Here is a 20,331-nt window from a genome sequence, read left to right on the forward strand (position 1 = left end):
GCTTACGTCTCCGCTGCAGGAACGGAATCACTGTACGAGTATTTGATCAACTGGCCCTACCCGTCGCGCAGACGACTGCCGGGGCGATGTCCGATACGAGCATCGGCACGTCTGCCACGCGCCGTCCTTCGCAGCGGCTAACGAAGTCGCGGAATTGCGGGGATCGTCTGCGGCCGCTGCCCGCAAGAGCACCGTTCGCTAACGTGGAGGAGGCACGCATCACGCCCCGGCGATAGGAGGTGGCCACATGAGTCTTCTGGATGACGTTCGAATAGTTGTCGACGCAGTCCCAGCGGGAGAAGTAGTTACTTACGGAGAGGTTGCCGCGCTTGTCGGTATTGGTCCCCAACAAGCGGGCGGGATTGTGGGTCGGCTCGATGAGGACAGCCCCTGGTGGAGAGTGCTCTACAGCGATGGGACTCCCGCGAGTTGCCACCGGGGCACGGCCCCCGTGCTTCTTCGGAATGAGAAGACACCGATGCGTGATGGCCGAGTGGATATCGGGAGAGTCCGTGGGCAACGATCGGCACCTTGACGCGTTCGCTGTCGTTCGTCATGAGTTGATACACGATGCGGCGAACGTCGCACTGCGAGAGCAGGGCATGGATCCGATTTATACGGCGGGTGCTGCTGCGCGGGTCGCCGTCATCGGTCAGGCACCAGGACGCCGGGCACAAGCAAGCGGAGTGCCATGGGATGACGCGAGTGGTGTCACTCTCATGCAGTGGCTGGGTGTCACCGAAGGACAGTTCCGAGACCCGGACAAGTTCGCTCTCTTGCCGATGGACTTCTACTACCCGGGTCCAGGTCGCGGCGGGTCAGGGGATGCGCCGCCCCGGCGAGGCTTCGCTGCCAGGTGGCATCCACCACTGTTCGCTTTGATGCCTAATATCCGTTTGACGCTCTTGATCGGACGCTACGCGCAGCAAGCGTATCTCCCGATCGCAAGGGCCGAGACCCTGACCGACACGGTGCGAAGGTATGAGCAATTTCTTCCTGAGCGGTTCCCACTGGTCCATCCTTCCCCGCTCAACTTTCGCTGGCACGCCCGGAACCCGTGGTTTGCCGCGGAGGTCGTTGAGGATCTTCGCCGACACATCGAGACTGCGCTGCGGTGAGACCGTTCCAAGAGCCTGAATCAGGTTGTCTAAGGCGCAGATGAAATCGAGCACCCAGCAGGCCCTGACACGGCTTGTGCCGGTTCGGAGAGTTATTTCAGGCTCCGACCTGTTCTTGATCACGCACCTTGGTGCGGCCCAACACACGACTTCGGTAATCTTTGCTTGGTAGCTGGGGCTACCTGCGAAGCGTCTGGGGCGCTGCGCCACGCGACGAGGCGGTGTCACGTTTTCTTGTGACGAGCCCTCTCGGAGCCTCGGTTCTGGGGAACTCAACGTTTCGAGAGGGCAACCGCCTCGGACGCAGCTGACTCCGCTGACTCCGCTGACTCCGCTGACTCGACCGTTCATGTTTTCGGCCTGCCTGTCGACCGATCTGTTTCTGCTACCGCGAGTTAGGTCGTGCGGATCGTTCACGTGCGTGCAAGAGATGCACGACGGGCCAGACTAGCCGGTCCGAACCTGTGGCAGTCACCCCGTCGGCGTTTCCAGCACCTCTTCGAGGAACGTTATGCCTCCGGAACTGTTCGCCGATTGCATGAGCGCTTGGACCCACCGCATTTTGAGCTGCGGGGTCTCGAGCTCGTCGAAGGTGAAACGAAGCGGGATGGAGGGGTGCAACCAGATGGTGCTGAGCCCTTCTACGTCTCCTTCGGGATGCAGCCACGACAGGGTGAACGATTCGTTGCGGCGCAGCTTGGTCGCGACCACGACTTTGAGATGTGCGAGGGCGCGCTCCTCGATATAGATCGAGGCCTCCGACCCGCCGTAGTGAAGTGTGCCCATGGCGGACAACATCCATTCTTTGAAGTGGTCTCAGCTATCCGAAGGCGTGCACATGTTCACGGTTGCTCTGTCAGGTTAGTGGGCGGATACCACAGCCGTTGACCGTTCACCTTGGCGAAGGAGGTGAGAGTGTGCGGTTTGGTGGAGGTGGCGCTCATGATGTCTTTCACGGTGAGGTGACGAACGAGCAACGCGTCGGCGATCAGGGATCGGTGGCAGCGCCACGGCACTGCTTCCGCACACATGATCGCCACACTGTTCTCTCTAGCGAGGGCGATCAGGGCGTCTATTCCGCGAGTAAAAGGCTCAGTTTGCATGTAGTCGGCGTAGCTTCGGAAGCTCTTGTTACGCCACGCGCCGTTGACGCTCTCCACTTTCGCCGGCGTGTGTCGCAGTCCGCCGAGTTCCTCCATCCGCGCATACCCCAGGTCGGCTTCGTTCAGGCTTTGTTCGAGGGCCTGCGCTCCGAACTGCGGGTTGTGCCGTGAGCCGGGAACGGTTCGCACGTCGACGAGTTGTTGGACCCCGTTGTTTCGCAGCAGGGTGATGAACTCGTCGATGGGGTGCGTGGAATGACCAATGGTGAACACTGTCGGCTGTTGCATCATGCTCCTGGAACGTTGCGAGATAGGGCTGACTGGCCGGGGGCTCCTCGCACCCAAGGAGCCCCCGGCCAGGCGGTCAGCGGGTCGCTCCCTTGCGTGGCTTGAGGAAGACGTCCGGTTCGCGCTTCTCGCGTTTCGCCGCTCGTTTTTCCTTGATCGACAGTTGAGGAGCCTTCTTCGCTCCACGTGTGCTTGGTGACTTACCGGACATCGGTACTCGCTTCCCCTATGTGGCTGGCGCATGAACCACTGACCGTAGCCGTCTTCCAGGGGAAGTCAACTCGGCTCCTGAGCGGACACAATCGCATTGCTGTGCCCGGATTTGATGTCTCAGATGAAATCGTTGGTCGACGCCTGCGCGATGGAGCATGAGCGGATCTCACGCATGGTGTGTACCGCGGCAGGGTTCACTCCGGGGGGCCGCTGCGCAAGCTCCTCGATCCGCTCGAGGATGAGGTCCGGATAAGTGTCCCTGTCCACCAGAAGCACGGTCACGTCGGCATCGATTCCTCGTGCACGTTGGATGCGCCGATGAATGGACATGGCCCATCTGTGCACGTTCGCGAAGGCCCATGGTTCGTTCTGGGCCGGGGGCTCTACGACAGCAATGACGTGGGACACCGACGCGGGGATGCGTGACGCATTCCGTTTATGGCTCCGGAGCACGGCCGCGAAAGCGGCCTTGCTCTGGGCACTGCTTCCGTCTACTCCAACAACGCGCAGATCTGGCGAGTACTGGGAGGTGGCGTTAGTTTCTGCAATGACGTTCAAGCATCGCAATGGGTCGCCGATTACCTCGATGATGCGCGCGCGCCGTCTCTCTGTCAGCCGCATGTAAGTCCCACCTCGTCGATGAGGACTTCCTTCGTCCCGTCGTTGTTGGCATGGCGGCGGTGCACGTCCGCGTGGACGCGCTGATTGACTGCAGATTCGTGTTCCTGGCGGAGGCCACGGAGCGTGTCTTGCAGAGCTGTGATGCGTGCTGTCGTGGCTCGCTCGATGAGCAGCGCCGGGTTGTGTTCAATGGTCATGGCTTTCCTTAGATCCGGCGTGGAGCGCGACGCAAAGACACACAGCGCGCACGGTAACGAGGGCTACTCGTTTCCCGGCGGAGCCCGTCGAACGCGTAGTAACCACCGCGCGTCCCCGAACGGAAACGGCACCGCGAGAAGGAAAGCAGCAGCCAACTCTGCGAAAGAATCGCGACAGAAGGTGCTGGGTATCATGCCCTCACCATAGCCAGGACCGGGGTTAATGCAACCGGCTCTCCTGTGCGTGATGGCGACTTGCTTTTTCTGTAGGTGCGGCTATGGTGAGGGCCATGACCACCGTCGTTGACCGCACTCACTCGGAGCGTCTTGTGGACGCGTCTGTGCTGGCGAGCGTGGTCGACTTTGCGGGCGCGCGGCACGAGGTTCTTCCGCCCCGTCGAAGCAGCGGCGGCGACCTGCTTTTCCGGTCCGCTCTCCGCGCTGCTTCGCCGTAGACCCTTCAGGGCTATCCGGTCATCCAGCGCGTCGCAGCAGCGGCGCTTTTTTTGTACCCAAAGGAGCAGTCATGACAACCCACACCACCCCCGAGATTGCGGTCACCACCCCCGACACCGCGGCCATCCAGAAGCACCTCGAGCAACGACTCGAGGAACGCCTGACACTACTCCAGGACCTCGAGCCCCGCGCGCTGCCGACCATCGACCCGGTCGCCTACCAGACGGCAGAAGCACACCGTCTCACGATCCAACAGATCAGCGCGGCTCTGAACCGGCTCGACGCGGGCACCTACGGCCAGTGCGCACGATGCGGTGGCCAGATCGCGCCGGCACGTCTCGAAGTCGTCCCTCACGCTTCCGCCTGTATCGATTGTCAGAACCATGCCGAAGCCGCGTAGTTGTAAACCGATCGAGATCCCCTCGGTCCACCCGGACCCCAGAGGAATCCGAGTAGTCGTCATTCATCAACGAACCCTCGGCGCGACCTCACATTCGGAGCAAGAGGATGCGCGATTCCGAAACAACAAGCCGCCCGGCGGGCCGCTGAGCCTCCCTAGGGATGAGGTCCACGCGATCGCAGCCTGAGCGCGTAAGGGTATGCGCGAGCGGCGCAGGACGCGCGCAGACAAGAATAGATGGGAATCACATGTCAATCGCACACCGGTGGAGTGCGACCGCGGTCGTTGGTGTTGTCGCGGTCGTGATGATGCTCTCGGGGTGCACCGGGGTGCCCGCGGACGTGGACGGCACGCTCCGCGATGTACAGGGCGGCGACCTGAGGGTAGGCATCACTCACAACCCGCCGTGGACGGACACCACTGACCCGGACAAGCCATCCGGGCAGGAGGTTCGCCTCGATCCGGAATGTGATCGAGCGCCGATACTTCAAGTAGTGGCGATCCCGCCACTCGCTACCACAGCACGCCGTGATCTACCGTTCCGCCGTCGTGTTGAACGACGTCATGCCTGAACCAAGGCATCGTCAGACACGCCCTAGTTCGCCGGAGGGTCGGGCCGCAGCGTAACGCTGGTCGAACGCGAGGAGGGGATCAGCGTTTGCGTTTGCGTTCGCGATTCACGCGGAACTTGGTTCGTGGTGTTGACAAGTAAGGCTCCTACTAGAAAACTGGGTCCGGCCAAGCGGCTACCCGTAGTGCAACTCGATGAGGAGTTTCAGTGAGTGCTGAAAGAATAAGATTGTCGCCCGAGGCGCGAGTCGCGAGACCCGCCCTGATGCTCCGTTCGCGGTCAGCTGTTGCACTCGCAACAGCAAGTCTGCTCGTCGGGGCCTTCCTGTCAGCCACCACCGGCGCCGATTCCGCAGCAGCCGCAACTACGACCTATTACGTTTCCGAGTCGGGCAACGATGCAGCGTCCGGTACTTCAAGCACGACACCGTGGCGCTCGCTTACGAAGGTTAACGCCGCCGTTCTCAATCCCGGCGACGCCGTCCTCTTCGAGTCAGGCGACTCCTGGACTGGACAGCTGGCACCGACGTCGTCAGGATCCCAAGCAGCGCCCATCGTCTTCGGGGCGTACGGTACCGGCAACCCTCCCGCAATCAACGGCGCTGGCGCGCAACCTGGCACCATCGTGATAACCCGCAACTCGAACCTGAGCTTTCGAAATCTCGATATCTCCAACCGCTCGGCTACTGCCGCTCTTCGTAGCGGGATTGTCATCGATAACGCGCTCACCACGCCACTCACGGGCATCTCGCTTACAGACCTCACCATTCATGACATCAGCGGCGTTCCATACAACGGTGGCAACAATGGCTGGGTGGAGCCCGGTGACGGTGGCATCATCGTGACTGGTCGCGCGGACAGTGCAACGTCGCGGGTCGACAACCTCCTGATTCAGGATGTGGACATCAAGACCGTCGACGACGCGGGGATCCGGATCAACACGCGAAACAACGACGCGCGCGCTATCAACGTGCGCGTGAACCGTGTCACTGTCGACAACGCAGGCGGCAACGGCATCATGATGGCGAACACGACTGACGGCGTCGTCGAGCACAGCAAAGTTACCAACAGCGGAACCCGCTCGACCGCCGACGCGGGCATTTGGGGTGCTTTGAGCGTCCGTCCCGTGTTCCAGTACAACGAAGTCTCGGGGCAGTCCACCCTCGGGGGTGATGGATTCGCCTACGACTTCGACTGGGGCATCACTGACGGCGTGTTCCAGTACAACTACTCGCATGACAACCCGGTCGGTTTCATGCAGTTCTTTCTACAGTCGAATGGCATTGTCCGGTACAACGTTAGCCAAAACGATGGCGGTGCGGCCTTTGCGTTCTACAACGCTGTCGACAATATGAAGATCTATAACAACACGGTCTTCATCTCTCCCGGCTCTTCGACGAAACCTGTTGAAAAGGTCCAAGCGGGCGCCCCCACGAACACTACTTTCACGAACAACTTGTTCGTGAACTGGGGAACAGGCTCCTTCGACCCGATCGCCTCGTACAGCAACAATCTGATCTTCGGCAATCACACTGGCGCCGACCCGTCTGACTCCAACCTCATCACCGCCGATCCGCTACTCGTTGCGCCCGGCACCGCGACCACGATTAACGCACCTGAATACAAACTGCGCCCGTCCTCCCCCGCGCTCGGAACCGGAGTTTTGGTTCCGGGAGCGCCGGCCACGGACTACTTCGGCAACACCATCAGCACGACGGAACCGCCGAATATTGGCGCGTACGCTGGTGCGGGTGTCTCCGCCCCGCAGCACGCAATGACCGGCCTCGCAGTTGACGACTCAGTCACCGGTACGGCCAACCGTCAGTGGAACTATCAGGGGAACTGGGGACACTGCAACCCGTGCGCTGGTGACTCCTCAGTCAAGTCGCAGTTCAATCAGAGCAACAGCTACTCCCAGACTACGGGTTCAACCGCATCGATGACCTTTGTCGGCACACGAATCACGCTTCGTGCGGTCATCGCGCCGGATGCGGGAATCGCTGCCGTTTCCATCGACGGAGGCCCCGCGCAGAACATCGACCTCTACGGCTACTCCCGGCTGGGCGACAGACCAGTCTTTACCTCGAATGAACTCGCGCCCGGCTCCCACACGGTAACCGTCCAGGTCACAGGGACCCATGGCGCCGCATCCACCGGCAACTGGGTACTGCTCGACCGTGCTGAGGTCACGCGGGTACCCGTCACCGTAGACGACACGTTCACTGCAAGCGGAGCTAACAGCCTCACCTATTCGAGCGGATGGAGCAGCTGCAAACCATGCAGCGGCGCCCAGGGCAATCCTCCCCAGTACCTCAACTCAAACCACTGGTCTGCGACCGTCGGCGCGACCGCAACGCTAACATTCTCGGGCACACAGGCCGCGTTCTTCGCGGTCAAGGACGCGAATGAAGGGCGAGTCGGCGTTTCAGTCGACGGCGGACCTGAAGTCATCATCGATCTCTACTCTGCTTCTCGTATCGGTGCGGTGTCCGTCTTCACGACGCCGATCCTGGCGTCAGGAACACACACCCTGAAGGTTAGGGCACTGGGCACCAAGAACGGCTCGGCCTCTGGGACGTATGTGGTTATCGATCGCTTCGATATCTATTCCTAACCCGTTAGCGCAATCGCGAGTTCCGCTACCCCGCACCCGGACTGTCGTGGTGCGGGGTAGCGTGCGATCGATGACAGCAGGTCAGGGAACGATAAAAGGTTGAGCCGAGTTTGAACGTCGCTGTCGCAAGACTTCTCCACCTCCCCAGATCGCATCACGAGCCAGCTTGCGTCCGAGTTCAATACCGCCTTCGAGCTCGGCATGCTCCTGGTATGCACCCGGTCTCACGGTGGCGCTCAGCGGCGAGATCTCTGTAAATCTGTCTTGCACCCGCTGCGCGAGCTCGGCTCCTCCCGCCATCGCAGTCGACCCCTGAAGAACAAAGACACCGGGATCGACGACCGATGCCATGGACGCGCACGCGATCGCGATCCTGCGCGCGACTTCATTGAAGTAGACCTGAAAGAGATGGTCAGCTGGCCCAGCTCCTTGCCGCAGCAATGTGGGCACGCTCTGGCTCGGTAGCCCAACTTTCTTTGCAAGCGCACGGAGCCCCTGCCCGCCGATTAATGCTTGGAGATCCCCCTGGAACCCGCCGGTACGAGGCCGAACCTGGGGCATCGGCGCCTCCGGGACCGGCGTATACCCGATCTGACCGGCGGCGCCAGACGCCCCCCTGAGCGGTGTCCCATTTACCATCAGACATGAGCCGACGCCGGTGCCGATCCAAAGGAGGGCGAAGATCGACCGCTGTTGCAGATCTGCTCGTGTACCTTCGGCGACCGCCGCCAGGTCTACGCCGTTTACTAGCTGGACAGGCGAGCTGACAACCGCTTGCAACGAGGACAACAGGCTCCCACTCAGATTACGCAAATCCCACGAGAAGCCGAGATCGCCCGTGGCGAGATTTACGACGCCCGGTACGCCGACAATTGTTTGGACCACCCGTTCCCATCCAAGCCCCACGCTCAAGAGCAAGGCCTCGACGGCGGCGTGTATCTGCCGCGCGAGCGGGCGATCGTCGATCCGGCGATCTGCTGACGCGACTGAGGGTCCGCCCGTGATGTCCGCGATTAGTACACCGATGAAACGGTCGCGAACGTTCACTGCCGCAATGAAGTGCTCTCCAGACGCCAGGCCAAACACGGCAGTCTTCGGACCGCGTCGTGACTGAACCTCCTGCTTAAGCTTCGTCAACATGCCCGCCTCGGTGAGGCGTCGAACGAGGTCAATTGCTGTCGGCTGGGTAACACCCATCATGTCCCGCAATTGTGTGCGACTCAGGCTGCCATGTTGGGCGAAAAGCTCGAGCGCAATCCGATCATTCAGCAGACGGGCACTCCCGGGCATTCCGTGAAAACTCTTCCCCGACGTTCCTGGCTGACGGTCCATCGAGCTCTCTACGTTCGCCTCTCGAGTCCTGCGTGTTCTCGGTTCAGGGTAACGCACGTTCGCTGAAGGATCGAGCGTGCTGTCAGCTGCTGCGATGTCATCGCTCGGTCCCGGAGTGGTGTCGTTCAAGGAACCGCCGAGGACGCGCACCCGAACATGGCGGCCTTCGCGCAGTTCGCCGAGATCTTGTGTTGGCGTAGCGTGCGATGGTCTGATTCGTCGGTTGTAACGATGGCTGCTCCGATCCTGGCGATCCCGGCGGCCTGTTTGGTGAAGTCATATCTGATGTGTCACCGGATCTGATGCGCAGCTTGGGCGCTGATGATCAACGCGCTGTTCGCGGGGACGGACGCCGAAGCCCTCAACCTTGACCGAATCGCTGGGCAATCATACGAACTGCAGCACCCTGAAGGACGGCCTGTTTCAATGAGCTGCATTGAACGACGGGATTGGGTTGGCAATCAGCCAGAGTCAACAGCGTCGAGGCGATTGCATCGCTTAGGTCGCGCCGAAGCATGCTGGCGGGTCCGCTAAGAACAATTTTCGGCGATCCGAGCGTCGACGAGAGGACTGCCAGTGGAACTCCCAGATGCGCACCGGCCTCGCGCAGAACTCGGCCATGATCGCTGACAGGCCGCGCGAGCAGTCGCCTCGAGACGGTAGGGGCGGATGACCAATGGTGGACGCAACCCGAGCGCGCGCAATCGCATGTTGCATCACTGCTTCTCCCGGTCACAATATGCGGGAGTTCACGTGCGGGCCCGAGCGCGAAACAGCTTACTGGGTCTCCGATGTGAACGCGGACCGCGGTTCGGACTCGCGCTCCCAGCCGAACGAGGAGAAACGGTGCTGCAGCGGCGCCGAACACCATCTCGGCGTCCGCTGCAAGATCGGCGTCGTCTCCGACGAATACGTCTATACCGAGCCTCTCTGCAAGCCGCTCACCGAGGCCACCGTAACGGGAGTGCCCACCGGGCGCGCCGATTCCCACACCGAGGGCGCGACCATCGACTTGGCGCAGTAGCATCGCTGCAACCTCGACTATCACGGCCTCAAGATCGTCATCCCTCCCGTTTGGATGATCCTTGAACACGGCACTTCGGAGCCGCCCATCCGGGAGCGCGAGAGCCCCAGATAGGCGCGTAGTGTCGCTGAGATCGAAGGCGATGACCTGTGTCACGTTCAAGTCGAAATCGAGGAGAGTGCCAGGCTTGCCCGGACCAATAGGCTGCGTTCGCGCACCTTCCCTGACGGCACCCTCGGTGATCAGTTCCTTGACAAGCTCTGACACGGTGGGCCGAGAAAAACCTGTCTGCCTCGCAAGGTCCGCGCGGCTGAGGGGTGCGTCGGTCATCATGGCTCGTAGAATGGCCTCACGGCTGGCTGCGCGGCTCACCTGCTGTTCTCCGTGACGGCTACGAGATCAATACCGTCACTCATGAAACGTCTCTTGCTGACCGTTGACGGACATCGTTCGAACAGGTCGGCACAGACTCAGATGTCCGTGTGCGGCATTGTTTCTGAGATCTCTCTGCTCCTTCGCATACGGGCTGTGATCCTACCCACTGGTCGAGAACTCTAGGGTGACGCCGAGTCGACGCGGCCTCAGTTGATACTCCGGACGCACATCGGGCCCGCATGACCGCGAACCGAGGCCATGCATCGCCAGATCGAGGATGAGATGGGCGCTGCGTGGCGGAGGCAGCTCATATGGATGTTTAGCAGCGGTGATCTCCATGGGGCTCCACGAGCGGAGACTGAAGCCGAGTTCTCCTGCGACACGTCGAATCCGCACGCGCTCAGACATCTCAGGGGCCGACAACACGATCTCTCCGATATCAGAGCGGTGACCCGCTTCCTGGGGATGTACCTGAGGAGGCGTTAGTTCCGCGATCGGCAGGCGATGCCTGCCTACGTATGTCGACTCCCGCATGTCCGGATAGCTCTCGTGAGGGCCAAGGCCAAACCATTCCGCATCCCAACGGTGCTTCGGCAGTTGGAGATGAACGCCGATCCGCGGCCAAAATACGTTCCAAGCACCAATCGGTCGGACCTCAAGCTGTAGCGTAGCGACGCCCTCGCGCACAGTCGTCCATCGACGAACACATTCGATCGCGGTGTTTGTGCCCGCGGCCGCCCAGAGTGTTCGGGTGGTGGCGGCTACGCCATCGTCCGTGGCGGCGACCGTGGACGGCACAAGACGATTGAGGCCTGCCTCCAACCATCTGTCAGCCGATGAGGGCCCCCTTTGTCCGGCGCCAGCGCCGAGCGTTTCCTGAGGAGCATGATCGAGATAGTCAATGGCACCATGGCCACGGTCGTTATCGGTAGGAGCACGCCAGACGGTTAGGCCAGCGTCGGAAACGTTCAATGCACCGATCCGGAGTATCGAACCTGTCCTGCGATCAATTTGCACGGTTCCGAAGACTGCTGTCTCGAGCCCGCCCGGGTGTCTCTGCAGACATGATTGCTCGTTCAATGCGAGCTGGGGTTTGGTCCCTTCTCGATCAGCCCGAGGCTGCGCGGGATAGTCCAATCTCTCTTGTGTGCGATGTATCACCGCGCCACGAAGCCATTTCGGAGCTTCCCCGCTGTGACGGACCTCCCAAGTCATCCATGCTTCCTGCGCGTGCAATGTCGCTGCCCGCGATAGAGCAGTGACGAGGTCAGGCTTAACCGGGACGGGGGTCACGGTGTCCGGGGCGACCTGCAACGAACGGACGGAACCAGAATCGATAACGTGGCCGTCGGCCTCGATCCGCCAAAGCACGTCCACGACTGCTGCTCCGTGCTGAAGTGTCGACCCCACGCGAGCGCGCCCCTCGCCCGATTCAACTCGGATGGGAGCGACGCACTGGGCCCATTCGAGGAGTCCTGATGAGGGTACTCCCTCGGCGGAGATCAGGCCATCCGCGATGAATGTCCCGTCGTGCAGCTCCTCGCCGAAATCACCGCCGTACGCTAAATAACTCTCACCGTCTGCGGTGTGAGCGCTCAGCGCGTGGTCGCGCCACTCCCAAACGAAGCCGCCCGCGATCCGGGGCTCGGCGGAGATCAGCCGGTGATAGTCGGCAATGCCGCCCGGCCCCGTGCCCATGGCGTGCAGATATTCTACGAGGATGTAGGGCAGGCGACGCGCTCGGGCGGCTTCTTCCGCATCCACGCAGGCGGATGGGTGATGAGCCGCGGCGATCGGTCCTGAGTCGGACAGAAAAGCTTGAACCTCCTCGAGCGCCGGGTACATACGGGAGTACAGCTGCGTGTATGCGGCACGGTGGTCGCCCTCATAGTGGACGAGTCGACTGGGGTCGCGCTCTGCGGCCCATTCGGCGATCATCGCGAGGTTACGTCCTTCCCCGCTCTCGTTTCCGAGCGACCAGGAGAATACGCATGGGTGATTCTTGTCGCGTTCTACGGTGCGCACAATGCGGTCCATAAAGTGGGCTGACCACGCCGGATCATCCGAGGGGTTGCCCTGCCAGTCGACCAACTCGAAGCCGTGCGTCTCGAGATCGCATTCGAGCATCACCCACAGCCCGTACTCGTCGGCCAGATCCAGCAGCCGCGGGTGCGGGGGGTAGTGGGCCGTGCGGATGGCATTGACGTTGTGCCGCTTCATCAGCTCGAGGTCGGCACGCGCGTCCGCCTCATCGAACACCCGGCCGCGCTCGGCGTGGATCTCATGGCGATTGACCCCGCGCAGCTTCAGCGGGCGACCGTTCGCCAGCAGCACCCCGTCTCGGACCTGCACCGAGCGGAAACCGGTCGACAGGCGCACTTCCTCACCCGACGAGGAGATGATCACCTCATACCGCGCTGGATCTTCGTCGGACCACGGCCGCACCGCCGGAACACGGATCTCGCGGACCTCTGCGGCATCGCCGTACTCGACGTCGATCTCCAATGACGGAACCCGCAGGCGGATCGGCCAGCTCTCGACCGCCGCACGGAACTCCGGGCGAATCCACCCCTCCTTCAGGCCGGCGTCGTAGGAGGCATCGATCCAGACATCGTCGAGACAGCCGCGTGGACGATGGCGAAGGGTGACGTCCCGGAAGATGCCCGGCAGCCACCACTGATCCTGATCTTCGAGGTAGGTGCCGACCGACCACTGCCGGACGACGATGCGCACCTCGTTCTCCCCCGCCGTCATCAGATCCGTGACGTCAAGTTCATGCACCAGTCGCGACCCGAGGCGGGATCCCGCCGCGACGCCGTTGATGAAGAACTCGGCGGAGGACTCGACGCCGTCCGTGCGCAGAAGCATCCGTCCTGAGCCGGTCCACTCCGCGGGGACTTCCACGACTCGTACGTACTCGGCGGTCGGATTGTCATCGGGCACGTGAGGCGGCGCGACGGGGATCGGATAGACGAGGTTCGTGTAGATCGGATTGCCCCGGCCCGCATTCGCCGGCAGCACCCAATGCGACGGAACCCGTATGGTGCCGACTGTCTCCGGTCTCCCGATCAGTCGAAAACCCCACTCCCCGTCGAGGGTGAGCTCCGGTGCATCGGTCGATACCCGCGCCGACGGTGTCACCACGCGTGTCGGATCGGGCGCGGGAATGGTGAACTCAGCCAACCGCCGACTCACTCCCCCCGCTTTCGAGCACGATCACGACCACCGAAGCGTCGGTCGCAGGAACACGCACGACGGCGCCACGACCGGTGTCGTCGACCGGGAGAGCACCGTCGCCCAGCCGCCGGGCGCCGATGAAGCCCTCAGGCAGAGTGATGGTCTGCTCCGGCGTCGACGCGCCCTGCCGGGCGATCCCGAACGCATAGGTGAGGCCACCGCTGCTCGTGGTCGCCCAGGCGAGGTCTGTTGACTCGATCGCCAGCGTCGACGGTCGAGTGCCGTACACTGCGTCACCGTTGACCTCGAGCCACTCGCCGAGCTGGGCGAGGCGTTCGGCGACGGAGCGTGACAGGCGACCGGTCGCATCCGGGCCGACACCGATGAGGTAGTTGCCACCACGAGTGACAACCTGAGCGAGCTCCCGCAGGATGTCGGCGAACGGTCGGGCCTCCTCATCGAGCACTACGGAGCACCAGTGATCCGTCATCGGGATGCACGACTCCCAGGGGGTGTCCATTTTGCGCGGCGGGATTACCTCCTCCGGCGTGCGGTACATCTCGTGTGGACCGTGCACGGTGCGATCGACGATGAGAAGATCCGGCTGCGCCGCGAGGGAAGCTTCTGCGATCGCTGCCATCCCGATCGGTTCGACGGGTTCGCGCACCCATCCGGCGTCCAGCCAGAGCGCGTTGACACGTCCGTACCTCGTCATCAGCTCGTCGATCTGCGCCTGCGTGAAGTCGACGAACGACTGCCACTGGCCCGGGCGTTCACTGCGGTCGTAGTTGTGGAAGCGATCTGTGATCGGGAGCGCGCGGTCCCAGTACCCGGGATGGTTCCAGTCCGCCTTCGAGAAGTAGACCCCCACCTCCATCTCTTTGGCACGGAACGCATCGAACGTCTCGCGCAGAACGTCGCGTCCGAGTCCACTCTCCTCCGACGTCGCCTTGAAGTTCGAGAAGCGGGTGTCGTACATCGCGAACCCGTCGTGGTGCTTCGCGGTGAAGATCATGTACCGCGCCCCGCTGCCTGCACAGGCAGCCGCCCATTCCACCGCGTGGTAGTCCTGCCCGCGGAACGAACGTGCCTGATCGCGATACCAGTCGTGGTACTCCGCGTCCGAACCCACCCAGTCCGCGGGCGGGTCGGTGAAGTCGCCGAGGTGGTCCCGGTGCAATGACCAGGATCCGGCCTGCCCCACGTGTGAGTAAATGCCCCAATGCATGAGCACACCCACCTTCAGGTCCTGCCAGTGCTCGAGGGCAGCGCGCGTGCGTTCGTTCGCGGGCCAGACGTAGTCGACCACTTCGATGCCCAGGTCGATCTCGACGCCCTCGATGCGGGGCGCCTCCGGAGTAGCGTTCTCAGCCATCAGAACTTCAGTCCTCCCTCTTCAATTCCGCGAAAGAAATGTTTCTGCGCGAAGAAGAACACCAACGCGATCGGGACGAGTGCGGTGATCGCTCCGGCGAGCACGACCCGATAGTCCGTTCCGAAGGATGACTGCAGCTGCGCGATCGCGAGCATCATGGTCGTGTTCTCGGCGGACTGGGTGATGAGCAGCGGCCAGAGGTAGTCCTGCCATGCCGCGATGAACGCTGTCAGCGCGACGATCGTCAAAGAGCCCTTCACCTGCGGCAGGAAGACGCGCCAGAATCGCTGCCATTCGCCGGCGCCGTCGAGGAAGGCGGCGTCCTCGACCTCGTCGGGAATCCCGAGGAACGCAGCGCGCATCAGCAGCAGATGGAACGCCCCGAGCATCATCGGCAGCCAGATTCCGGGCAGGGTGTCGTAGAGGCCGAGCCCACGCACCTGGGCGTACAGCGATAGCATGATCGACTCGAATGGGAAGATCATCGTCGCCAGCACCACCACGAGGGCGATCCCGCGGCCGGCCCATCCGCGTCGAGACAGCATGTATCCGCCAACCGTGGCCAACAGGAGGGAGGACACGACGGTCAGCAGACAGACGATGAGCGAGTTGCCGATGGAGCGGAGGATCTGAGTGCGCGTGAACAGGTCGACGAATGCCGCGAACGACCACTCCTGAGGGAACAGCGTCGCTCCTTGCCCGAAGACCGGCTCCCCCGGTGCCTTGAAGGCGGCGAGCAGAGGCAGGAACAGCGGACCGAGCAGCAGGAGTCCGACGACGACGAGCATGATGTACCGGCGCACGAGCGCGTTTCCGGTGACGGTCCCGAACGACGTCGAACGGCGGCGACGAGGTGGACGGATCGCGGTGGACATCACTGCTCCTCCGCCTTTCGATTGAGACGCTGGCTCATCAGGAGCAGGCCCAGCGTGAGGAGGAAGAGGAAGACGGAACCGGCCGCACCCTGGCCGAGCGAACCGTAGGTGGGGTCGAGGCCCACTGCGCGGATGTACATCGTGAGCGTCTCGGACTGCCCGCCGATGCCGCCGGACCCGTTGGAGAGCAGATACACCTCGGTGAAGATCTTGATCGAACCGATCATCGACAGGATCCCCACGAGCGAGAGCATGACGCGCACGCCGGGAACCGTCACGGTGAAGAAGCGACGCACTGGCCCCGCGCCGTCCATCGCGGCCGCCTCGTACAGCGACCGGTCGACGTTCGACAGGGCGGCCAGGTACAGGATCATGTAGTACGGCAGCCCCTGCCAGATGGTGACGGCCATCGCGGAGAAGAGTAGGAACCAGCGCCCCGTGAGGAACGGCAGCGGATCGTCGATGAGGTTCAGGTCGATCATGAGGTTGTTGATCGCGCCGTCATCCTTGAGTAACGCCGTCCATGCCAGTGAGACGACGACGAGCGAACTGATCGCCGGAATGTAGAACAGCGCGCGGAAGACGCCGATGCCGGGGACCTTGTCCTTCAGCAGCAGGGCGAGTAGCAAGGGCAGGATCACCATCAATGGAACGACGCAGATCGCATACACGAGGGAGTTGCCGACCGCATTCCAGAATCCGGGATCGTTCACCAGGAAGACGTAGTTCTCTAGGCCGACGAAGGCGCCCCGACCCGACAGCGGGCTCGCGTCGGTGAACGACAGGAACAGGATGTTCGCGAACGGGTAGAGGTAGAAAGCCGTGATGACTCCGATCGGGGCGATCAACCACAGCCACGGCACCCAGGCCGGGCGGAACCGGGCAGCGCCGTTCAGGTCGCGACCGTTGCGGGCGGATGCCGCGCCCTGACGCGGCCGAGGGGTGCGCTCGCGCGCCGGAGCCGGTTGTTCGGCTTCGTGGAGGAGAGACATGCGGGCCTACTTTTCTCGTGCGCATCACGGGGTGGGCGACCGAGACGGCGCCCACCCCGTGAGATCAGTCGGCGAGGAGACGTGTCAGCAGAGAGTTCATCTCTGCCTCTGCGGCTACAAGCGCTTCTTCGGGATCAGCCTGGCCGGCGATCGCCAGGTTGATGTTGTCGACGAGCGCACGCTGCACGGCACCCGTGACATAGAAGTCCGGGGCGTACGCCGTAGATTTCTGTGCCTCTTCTGCCGCGACCGCACGCGCCTGGTCCATCGGGTCGGTGCTGGTGTCGTCCGCCGCTTGCAGCTGATCGAGCGCATCGGTGGCGACGGGGAAGATGACGGTGGTCTCGGTCTCGATGCCGTAGTTCACCCACGCGAGCTCCTGCTCGGCGGAGGTGATGTGCTCGGCCCACGCCACGGCGAGAGGGGAATTCTCCGTCGTCACTGACACTCCGATGTACTGACCGGAGAATAGGAAGTCCTCTCCGGTGGGCACGGTGTCGGGTCCGACGCCCGTCACGCTGTACACCTCGGCATTGTTCTCCTTCACACTGCGCAGGAACGAGGCGTTCGGAGTGCCGAAGGCAAGGTTGCCGGCGTTGTAGGCCTTGGACTGATCAAGATCTCCGATGATGGAGTCCTTCGGGATCCCGCCCTTCTCGTAGAGATCAGCCATCTGCGTGACCCATTCGAGAGCGCGGTCGTCGTCGGCGAACGTGAACTCGGTGGCGTCTTCGTTCATCATCTCGACGCCCATGTTGCGCCACTGGTTGAGCAGGTACCAGTCGGTGTTGCCGTAGATCGCGTAGTCCCCGTTGTCAGCATCCGCGATCGCGTGGGCGTACTCGAAATACTCACCCATGTCAGCGGGAGGGGTCTCGGGGTCCAGACCGGCACGCTCGAATACCGCCTTGTTGTAGGTCGTGATGAAGGGGCCCCAGTACCATGGAAGCGCGGTATGTGCGCCATCGTGACCGAGCCCGATCGAGTCCCACACCGTCGGGACGAACTTGTCTCCGATGCCCGGAGCCTTGGTGTCGTAGTCCAGAAGCAGGTTCGCCTGTGACAGGGCGAGAATCGTGGAGGACGGCACGTTGATCACATCCGCCATCGAGCAGTTGGCCGCCTGCGTCACCATCTTGGTGTCGAAGTCGGCATCCCCACCCATGTCGGTCCATGTGATCGTGGTGCCGGGATTCGCGGCTTCGAACTCCTCGATCTGCGCCGTGAAAAAATCATCGAAAGAGCCTTTGAGGCCCTGTGTCATGAAGGTGATCTCACCCTCGATCTCATCGGTGTCGACCGTCGAATCATCGAGGTTGACAGCAGGAACCTCACAGTTCACATCGGGAGCGGGGATCTGATCCCCGTCCGCAGTGTTTCCGGTAGCTCCAGTACATCCGACCAGTACTAGGCCAGCAACGGCGATCAATGCCGTGCCGCTGGCGACAGCGGGGATTCTCTTCATGGCTCTCCTTCAGGCGCGTGTGGCGCGGGGATTCATCGGTTGACCGTCATGGAGGATGACGTCCTTGTCACTTCAGGCGGCCCGATTCGGCTCGGGATCGCAGGAACAGATTATTTGTTTAGACGGCTGCGTTTCAACAGACATCCGATCTTTTTATATCACGATTAGGTAACCTAGTGACTTGATACCAGGTCCCTCACCTGCTGAATCTCGCCTGTGGAGCGGACTTCTAGCTCTAACCAGTAGATTCGTAACTAAAAAACTACTAGTTGAACCAGCGTTCGATCGGATCTTCCCGCCTCACGCCCGCCAGCCAACCTCAATGGATTCGGCGCGTTAGGATCCTGTACAAACGTCCTTCGCGGAACGAGCATCAATGTCGTCACAGTCCACGTCCGCTGAAAGCGGCTCACGAAGCACCGCTACCCCGCCGCGCCAGATCAAAGAGCGAAAGGTTCTCGACCTGATCGCCGCACACGGCGCGATGAGTCGCCCTCAGGTTCGTGATGCACTGGGCATCGCACAACCTACGGCGATCGATGTCTTTAAGAGGCTCGAGGATGCCGGACATATTCAGGTCGTTGGCGAGACCCGGCAGACGCGGCCCGGCCCGCGCGCGATCTTGTACGGACTTGTTGCCGGCCGCAGCTTTGTCGCCGGCGCAAACGTTCGCGATCGCCGGATCACCGCTGCCCTCGGTGATATCGCCGGGGGACCGGCGGTTGAGACAATATCCCGCCGCGTCGATCGCCGTCCGCTCGCGGATCAGATCGCCGATGCGATCGAAGTGTCACGGCTTCAGGCGGGAGTGCCCCTGGATCGTATGGCACGAACAGTGATCGGTGTCCCCGGTATTGTGAACCCTTCATCGGGAGACCTGGGGTTTTCTTGGGACCTCCCCCGCCTGGAGGGCAAACTGCTCGCACCTCTGACAGCCCAGGTCCCAACTCCCGTCGAGATGCTCAACGGCGTCCAACTGGCAGCACTCGCCGAAGGTCAGTTCGAGCCCCTGCGGAACCGGCGAACGTTCGCCCTGCTCTGGATTGGAGCCGGGGTCGGAGCTTGCCTCATGATCGATGGATCTCCGATTCCCGGGGCTTCAGGAGCCGCAGGGCAGATCGGCTATACACCCTTGCCTGGCGCACCCATGCTCCCGGTTAGCCCACGTGCGGGTGGATTCGACGGCGATCTGCAGGGACTTATTGGGGCCGCCGGGCTTCGCACGCTCGCGACAGATCTAGGCCTCCCCGCAGGAGCCCCTGGGACTCTCTTGCGCAAAGCTGTTCAGTCGATCAATGAGCAGTCACAGGCATACCTCACCGAGGTCGCCCGCCGCATCGCCGTGGCCTGCGCCTCGATCGCCTCGGTCGTCGACCCGGGGCTATTCGTCCTACAGGGCGCCACCGCCATCGCCGGAGGCGCAGAACTCGCGCAACGTGTGGAGAAGGAGTTCACCAAGATGTCACCGCTGCAGGCGAGCGTGTGCATCGGCCGGATATCTGAAGATCCAGAGCTCCACGGAGCACTGGAGCTCGGCCGCTCGAAAGCCCGAGACAACAGGTGGGGTGGCAGAGTTCGAGCTGATTAGACCCGTTCTCAACGTTGTGCCCCTACCGGTACAGAATTCATGGTCTCGATAGTCTGCTCCCTTCTCGATGGGCTTCCACTACCCCGTACAAGGGCGTGGCGGTTCCGGAGACGCGCCGCGGGTCGAGGGTTCACGGTCTGCTAGCACTCGCCACTGTGGACTGATGTCCGAGATGCGGTTGGCCCTATGGTCGGACGACACGCGCAGCAGGGCTACTTACCGATCACGAGCGCCGAGACCCTGACCAACACAGTGCGGAACTATCAAAAGTTTCTTTCCGAACGGTTCCCGCTAGTACATCCCTCGCCGCTCAACTTTCGCTGGCATGCCAGGAACCCCTGGTTCGTCACGGACGTCGTAAAAGATCTGCGTCAACACATCGACACTGCCCTGCGGTGAGACCCCCCTGTGGGTTCCGGCTCAACGGTGTCGCTGGGCCTAGCTGATCGAGCAACCTCCCGCCCTATTGCATCGACGGGTTCGAAGCACAAGGAGAGACGAGAATAGCAGAGGGCCAAGCTGACATCGTGGTGCGGTCCAGTTGGCTT

The 20,331-nt window shown here is 62.3% G+C and carries 17 protein-coding genes and 1 pseudogene; 7 read left to right on the top strand and 11 right to left on the bottom strand.

The window, feature by feature from the left end:
* The first annotated feature begins 247 nt into the window (after positions 1-247).
* Together LQZ85_RS03135 and LQZ85_RS03140 are read left to right on the top strand one after the other, a co-directional pair.
* A complete protein-coding gene (locus tag LQZ85_RS03135; RefSeq protein ID WP_082586657.1) occupies positions 248-535 on the top strand; it encodes an MGMT family protein in 288 nt (95 codons plus the stop codon).
* Positions 486-1,118, top strand: a complete 633-nt coding sequence (locus tag LQZ85_RS03140) for a uracil-DNA glycosylase family protein (RefSeq protein WP_082586656.1) — start codon at positions 486-488, stop codon at positions 1,116-1,118. The genes LQZ85_RS03135 and LQZ85_RS03140 overlap by 50 nt, the downstream gene beginning before the upstream one ends.
* Before the next feature lie 471 nt (positions 1,119-1,589).
* On the opposite strand, the gene LQZ85_RS03145 is transcribed toward LQZ85_RS03140, so the two are convergent.
* The 4 genes from LQZ85_RS03145 to LQZ85_RS03160 form a co-directional block, all read right to left on the bottom strand.
* Positions 1,590-1,904, bottom strand: coding sequence for a hypothetical protein (locus LQZ85_RS03145; protein WP_056280235.1), 315 nt, complete (start codon positions 1,902-1,904; stop codon positions 1,590-1,592).
* A gap of 56 nt (positions 1,905-1,960) precedes the next feature.
* Complete coding sequence (locus tag LQZ85_RS03150) at positions 1,961-2,509, bottom strand: DUF488 domain-containing protein (RefSeq protein ID WP_056280232.1); 549 nt, start codon at positions 2,507-2,509, stop codon at positions 1,961-1,963.
* A gap of 330 nt (positions 2,510-2,839) precedes the next feature.
* Complete coding sequence (locus tag LQZ85_RS03155) at positions 2,840-3,004, bottom strand: hypothetical protein (protein WP_230100451.1); 165 nt, start codon at positions 3,002-3,004, stop codon at positions 2,840-2,842.
* Positions 3,005-3,333: 329 nt separating this feature from the next.
* Positions 3,334-3,540 carry a hypothetical protein gene (locus tag LQZ85_RS03160; RefSeq protein ID WP_056279464.1) on the bottom strand — a complete coding sequence of 69 codons (207 nt, stop codon included), beginning with the start codon at positions 3,538-3,540 and terminating at the stop codon, positions 3,334-3,336.
* Positions 3,541-4,066: 526 nt separating this feature from the next.
* On the opposite strand from LQZ85_RS03160, the gene LQZ85_RS03165 reads away from it, so the two are divergent.
* Both LQZ85_RS03165 and LQZ85_RS03170 read left to right on the top strand, forming a co-directional pair.
* On the top strand, positions 4,067-4,396 hold the full coding sequence (locus tag LQZ85_RS03165; RefSeq protein ID WP_056279462.1) for a TraR/DksA family transcriptional regulator: 330 nt from the start codon (positions 4,067-4,069) through the stop codon (positions 4,394-4,396).
* 778 nt (positions 4,397-5,174) lie between these two features.
* Positions 5,175-7,580: a right-handed parallel beta-helix repeat-containing protein gene (locus LQZ85_RS03170; RefSeq protein ID WP_162253861.1), complete on the top strand. Its 2,406-nt coding sequence runs from the start codon at positions 5,175-5,177 to the stop codon at positions 7,578-7,580.
* An 81-nt stretch (positions 7,581-7,661) separates the two neighbouring features.
* On the opposite strand, the gene LQZ85_RS03175 is transcribed toward LQZ85_RS03170, so the two are convergent.
* The gene (locus LQZ85_RS03175) at positions 7,662-9,041 is read right to left on the bottom strand and encodes an ROK family transcriptional regulator (RefSeq protein ID WP_157538261.1); all 1,380 of its coding nucleotides are present in this window, start codon (positions 9,039-9,041) and stop codon (positions 7,662-7,664) included.
* A gap of 610 nt (positions 9,042-9,651) precedes the next feature.
* Here LQZ85_RS03175 and LQZ85_RS03180 point away from each other — a divergent pair.
* Positions 9,652-9,936, top strand: coding sequence for a hypothetical protein (locus tag LQZ85_RS03180; protein ID WP_056279456.1), 285 nt, complete (start codon positions 9,652-9,654; stop codon positions 9,934-9,936).
* Positions 9,937-10,170: 234 nt separating this feature from the next.
* Here the strand turns inward: LQZ85_RS03180 and LQZ85_RS17930 are convergent.
* The 6 genes and pseudogenes from LQZ85_RS17930 to LQZ85_RS03205 form a co-directional block, all read right to left on the bottom strand.
* A pseudogene (locus LQZ85_RS17930) lies at positions 10,171-10,308 on the bottom strand (winged helix-turn-helix domain-containing protein); the annotation flags it as partial.
* 162 nt (positions 10,309-10,470) lie between these two features.
* The gene (locus tag LQZ85_RS03185) at positions 10,471-13,494 is read right to left on the bottom strand and encodes a glycoside hydrolase family 2 TIM barrel-domain containing protein (protein WP_162253859.1); all 3,024 of its coding nucleotides are present in this window, start codon (positions 13,492-13,494) and stop codon (positions 10,471-10,473) included.
* Positions 13,487-14,863: an alpha-L-fucosidase gene (locus LQZ85_RS03190; RefSeq protein WP_056279452.1), complete on the bottom strand. Its 1,377-nt coding sequence runs from the start codon at positions 14,861-14,863 to the stop codon at positions 13,487-13,489. The genes LQZ85_RS03185 and LQZ85_RS03190 overlap by 8 nt, the downstream gene beginning before the upstream one ends.
* Positions 14,863-15,738, bottom strand: a complete 876-nt coding sequence (locus LQZ85_RS03195) for a carbohydrate ABC transporter permease (RefSeq protein WP_056279450.1) — start codon at positions 15,736-15,738, stop codon at positions 14,863-14,865. Before LQZ85_RS03195 ends, LQZ85_RS03190 begins: the two co-directional genes overlap by 1 nt.
* A complete protein-coding gene (locus tag LQZ85_RS03200) occupies positions 15,738-16,730 on the bottom strand; it encodes a sugar ABC transporter permease (RefSeq protein WP_056279449.1) in 993 nt (330 codons plus the stop codon). The genes LQZ85_RS03195 and LQZ85_RS03200 overlap by 1 nt, the downstream gene beginning before the upstream one ends.
* A 64-nt stretch (positions 16,731-16,794) precedes the next feature.
* The gene (locus tag LQZ85_RS03205) at positions 16,795-18,195 is read right to left on the bottom strand and encodes an extracellular solute-binding protein (RefSeq protein WP_056279447.1); all 1,401 of its coding nucleotides are present in this window, start codon (positions 18,193-18,195) and stop codon (positions 16,795-16,797) included.
* 376 nt (positions 18,196-18,571) lie between these two features.
* Between LQZ85_RS03205 and LQZ85_RS03210 the strand changes: the two genes are divergently transcribed.
* Both LQZ85_RS03210 and LQZ85_RS17935 read left to right on the top strand, forming a co-directional pair.
* Positions 18,572-19,783 (top strand): ROK family protein, encoded by a 1,212-nt coding sequence (locus tag LQZ85_RS03210; RefSeq protein WP_230100452.1) that lies wholly within the window; start codon positions 18,572-18,574, stop codon positions 19,781-19,783.
* Between the two features lie 186 nt (positions 19,784-19,969).
* Complete coding sequence (locus LQZ85_RS17935; protein WP_082586652.1) at positions 19,970-20,182, top strand: uracil-DNA glycosylase family protein; 213 nt, start codon at positions 19,970-19,972, stop codon at positions 20,180-20,182.
* Positions 20,183-20,331: the final 149 nt, after the last annotated feature.

Origin of the sequence: Microbacterium sp. Bi98 (assembly GCF_918698045.1) — a bacterium.
Classification (GTDB): Bacteria; Actinomycetota; Actinomycetes; order Actinomycetales; family Microbacteriaceae; genus Microbacterium.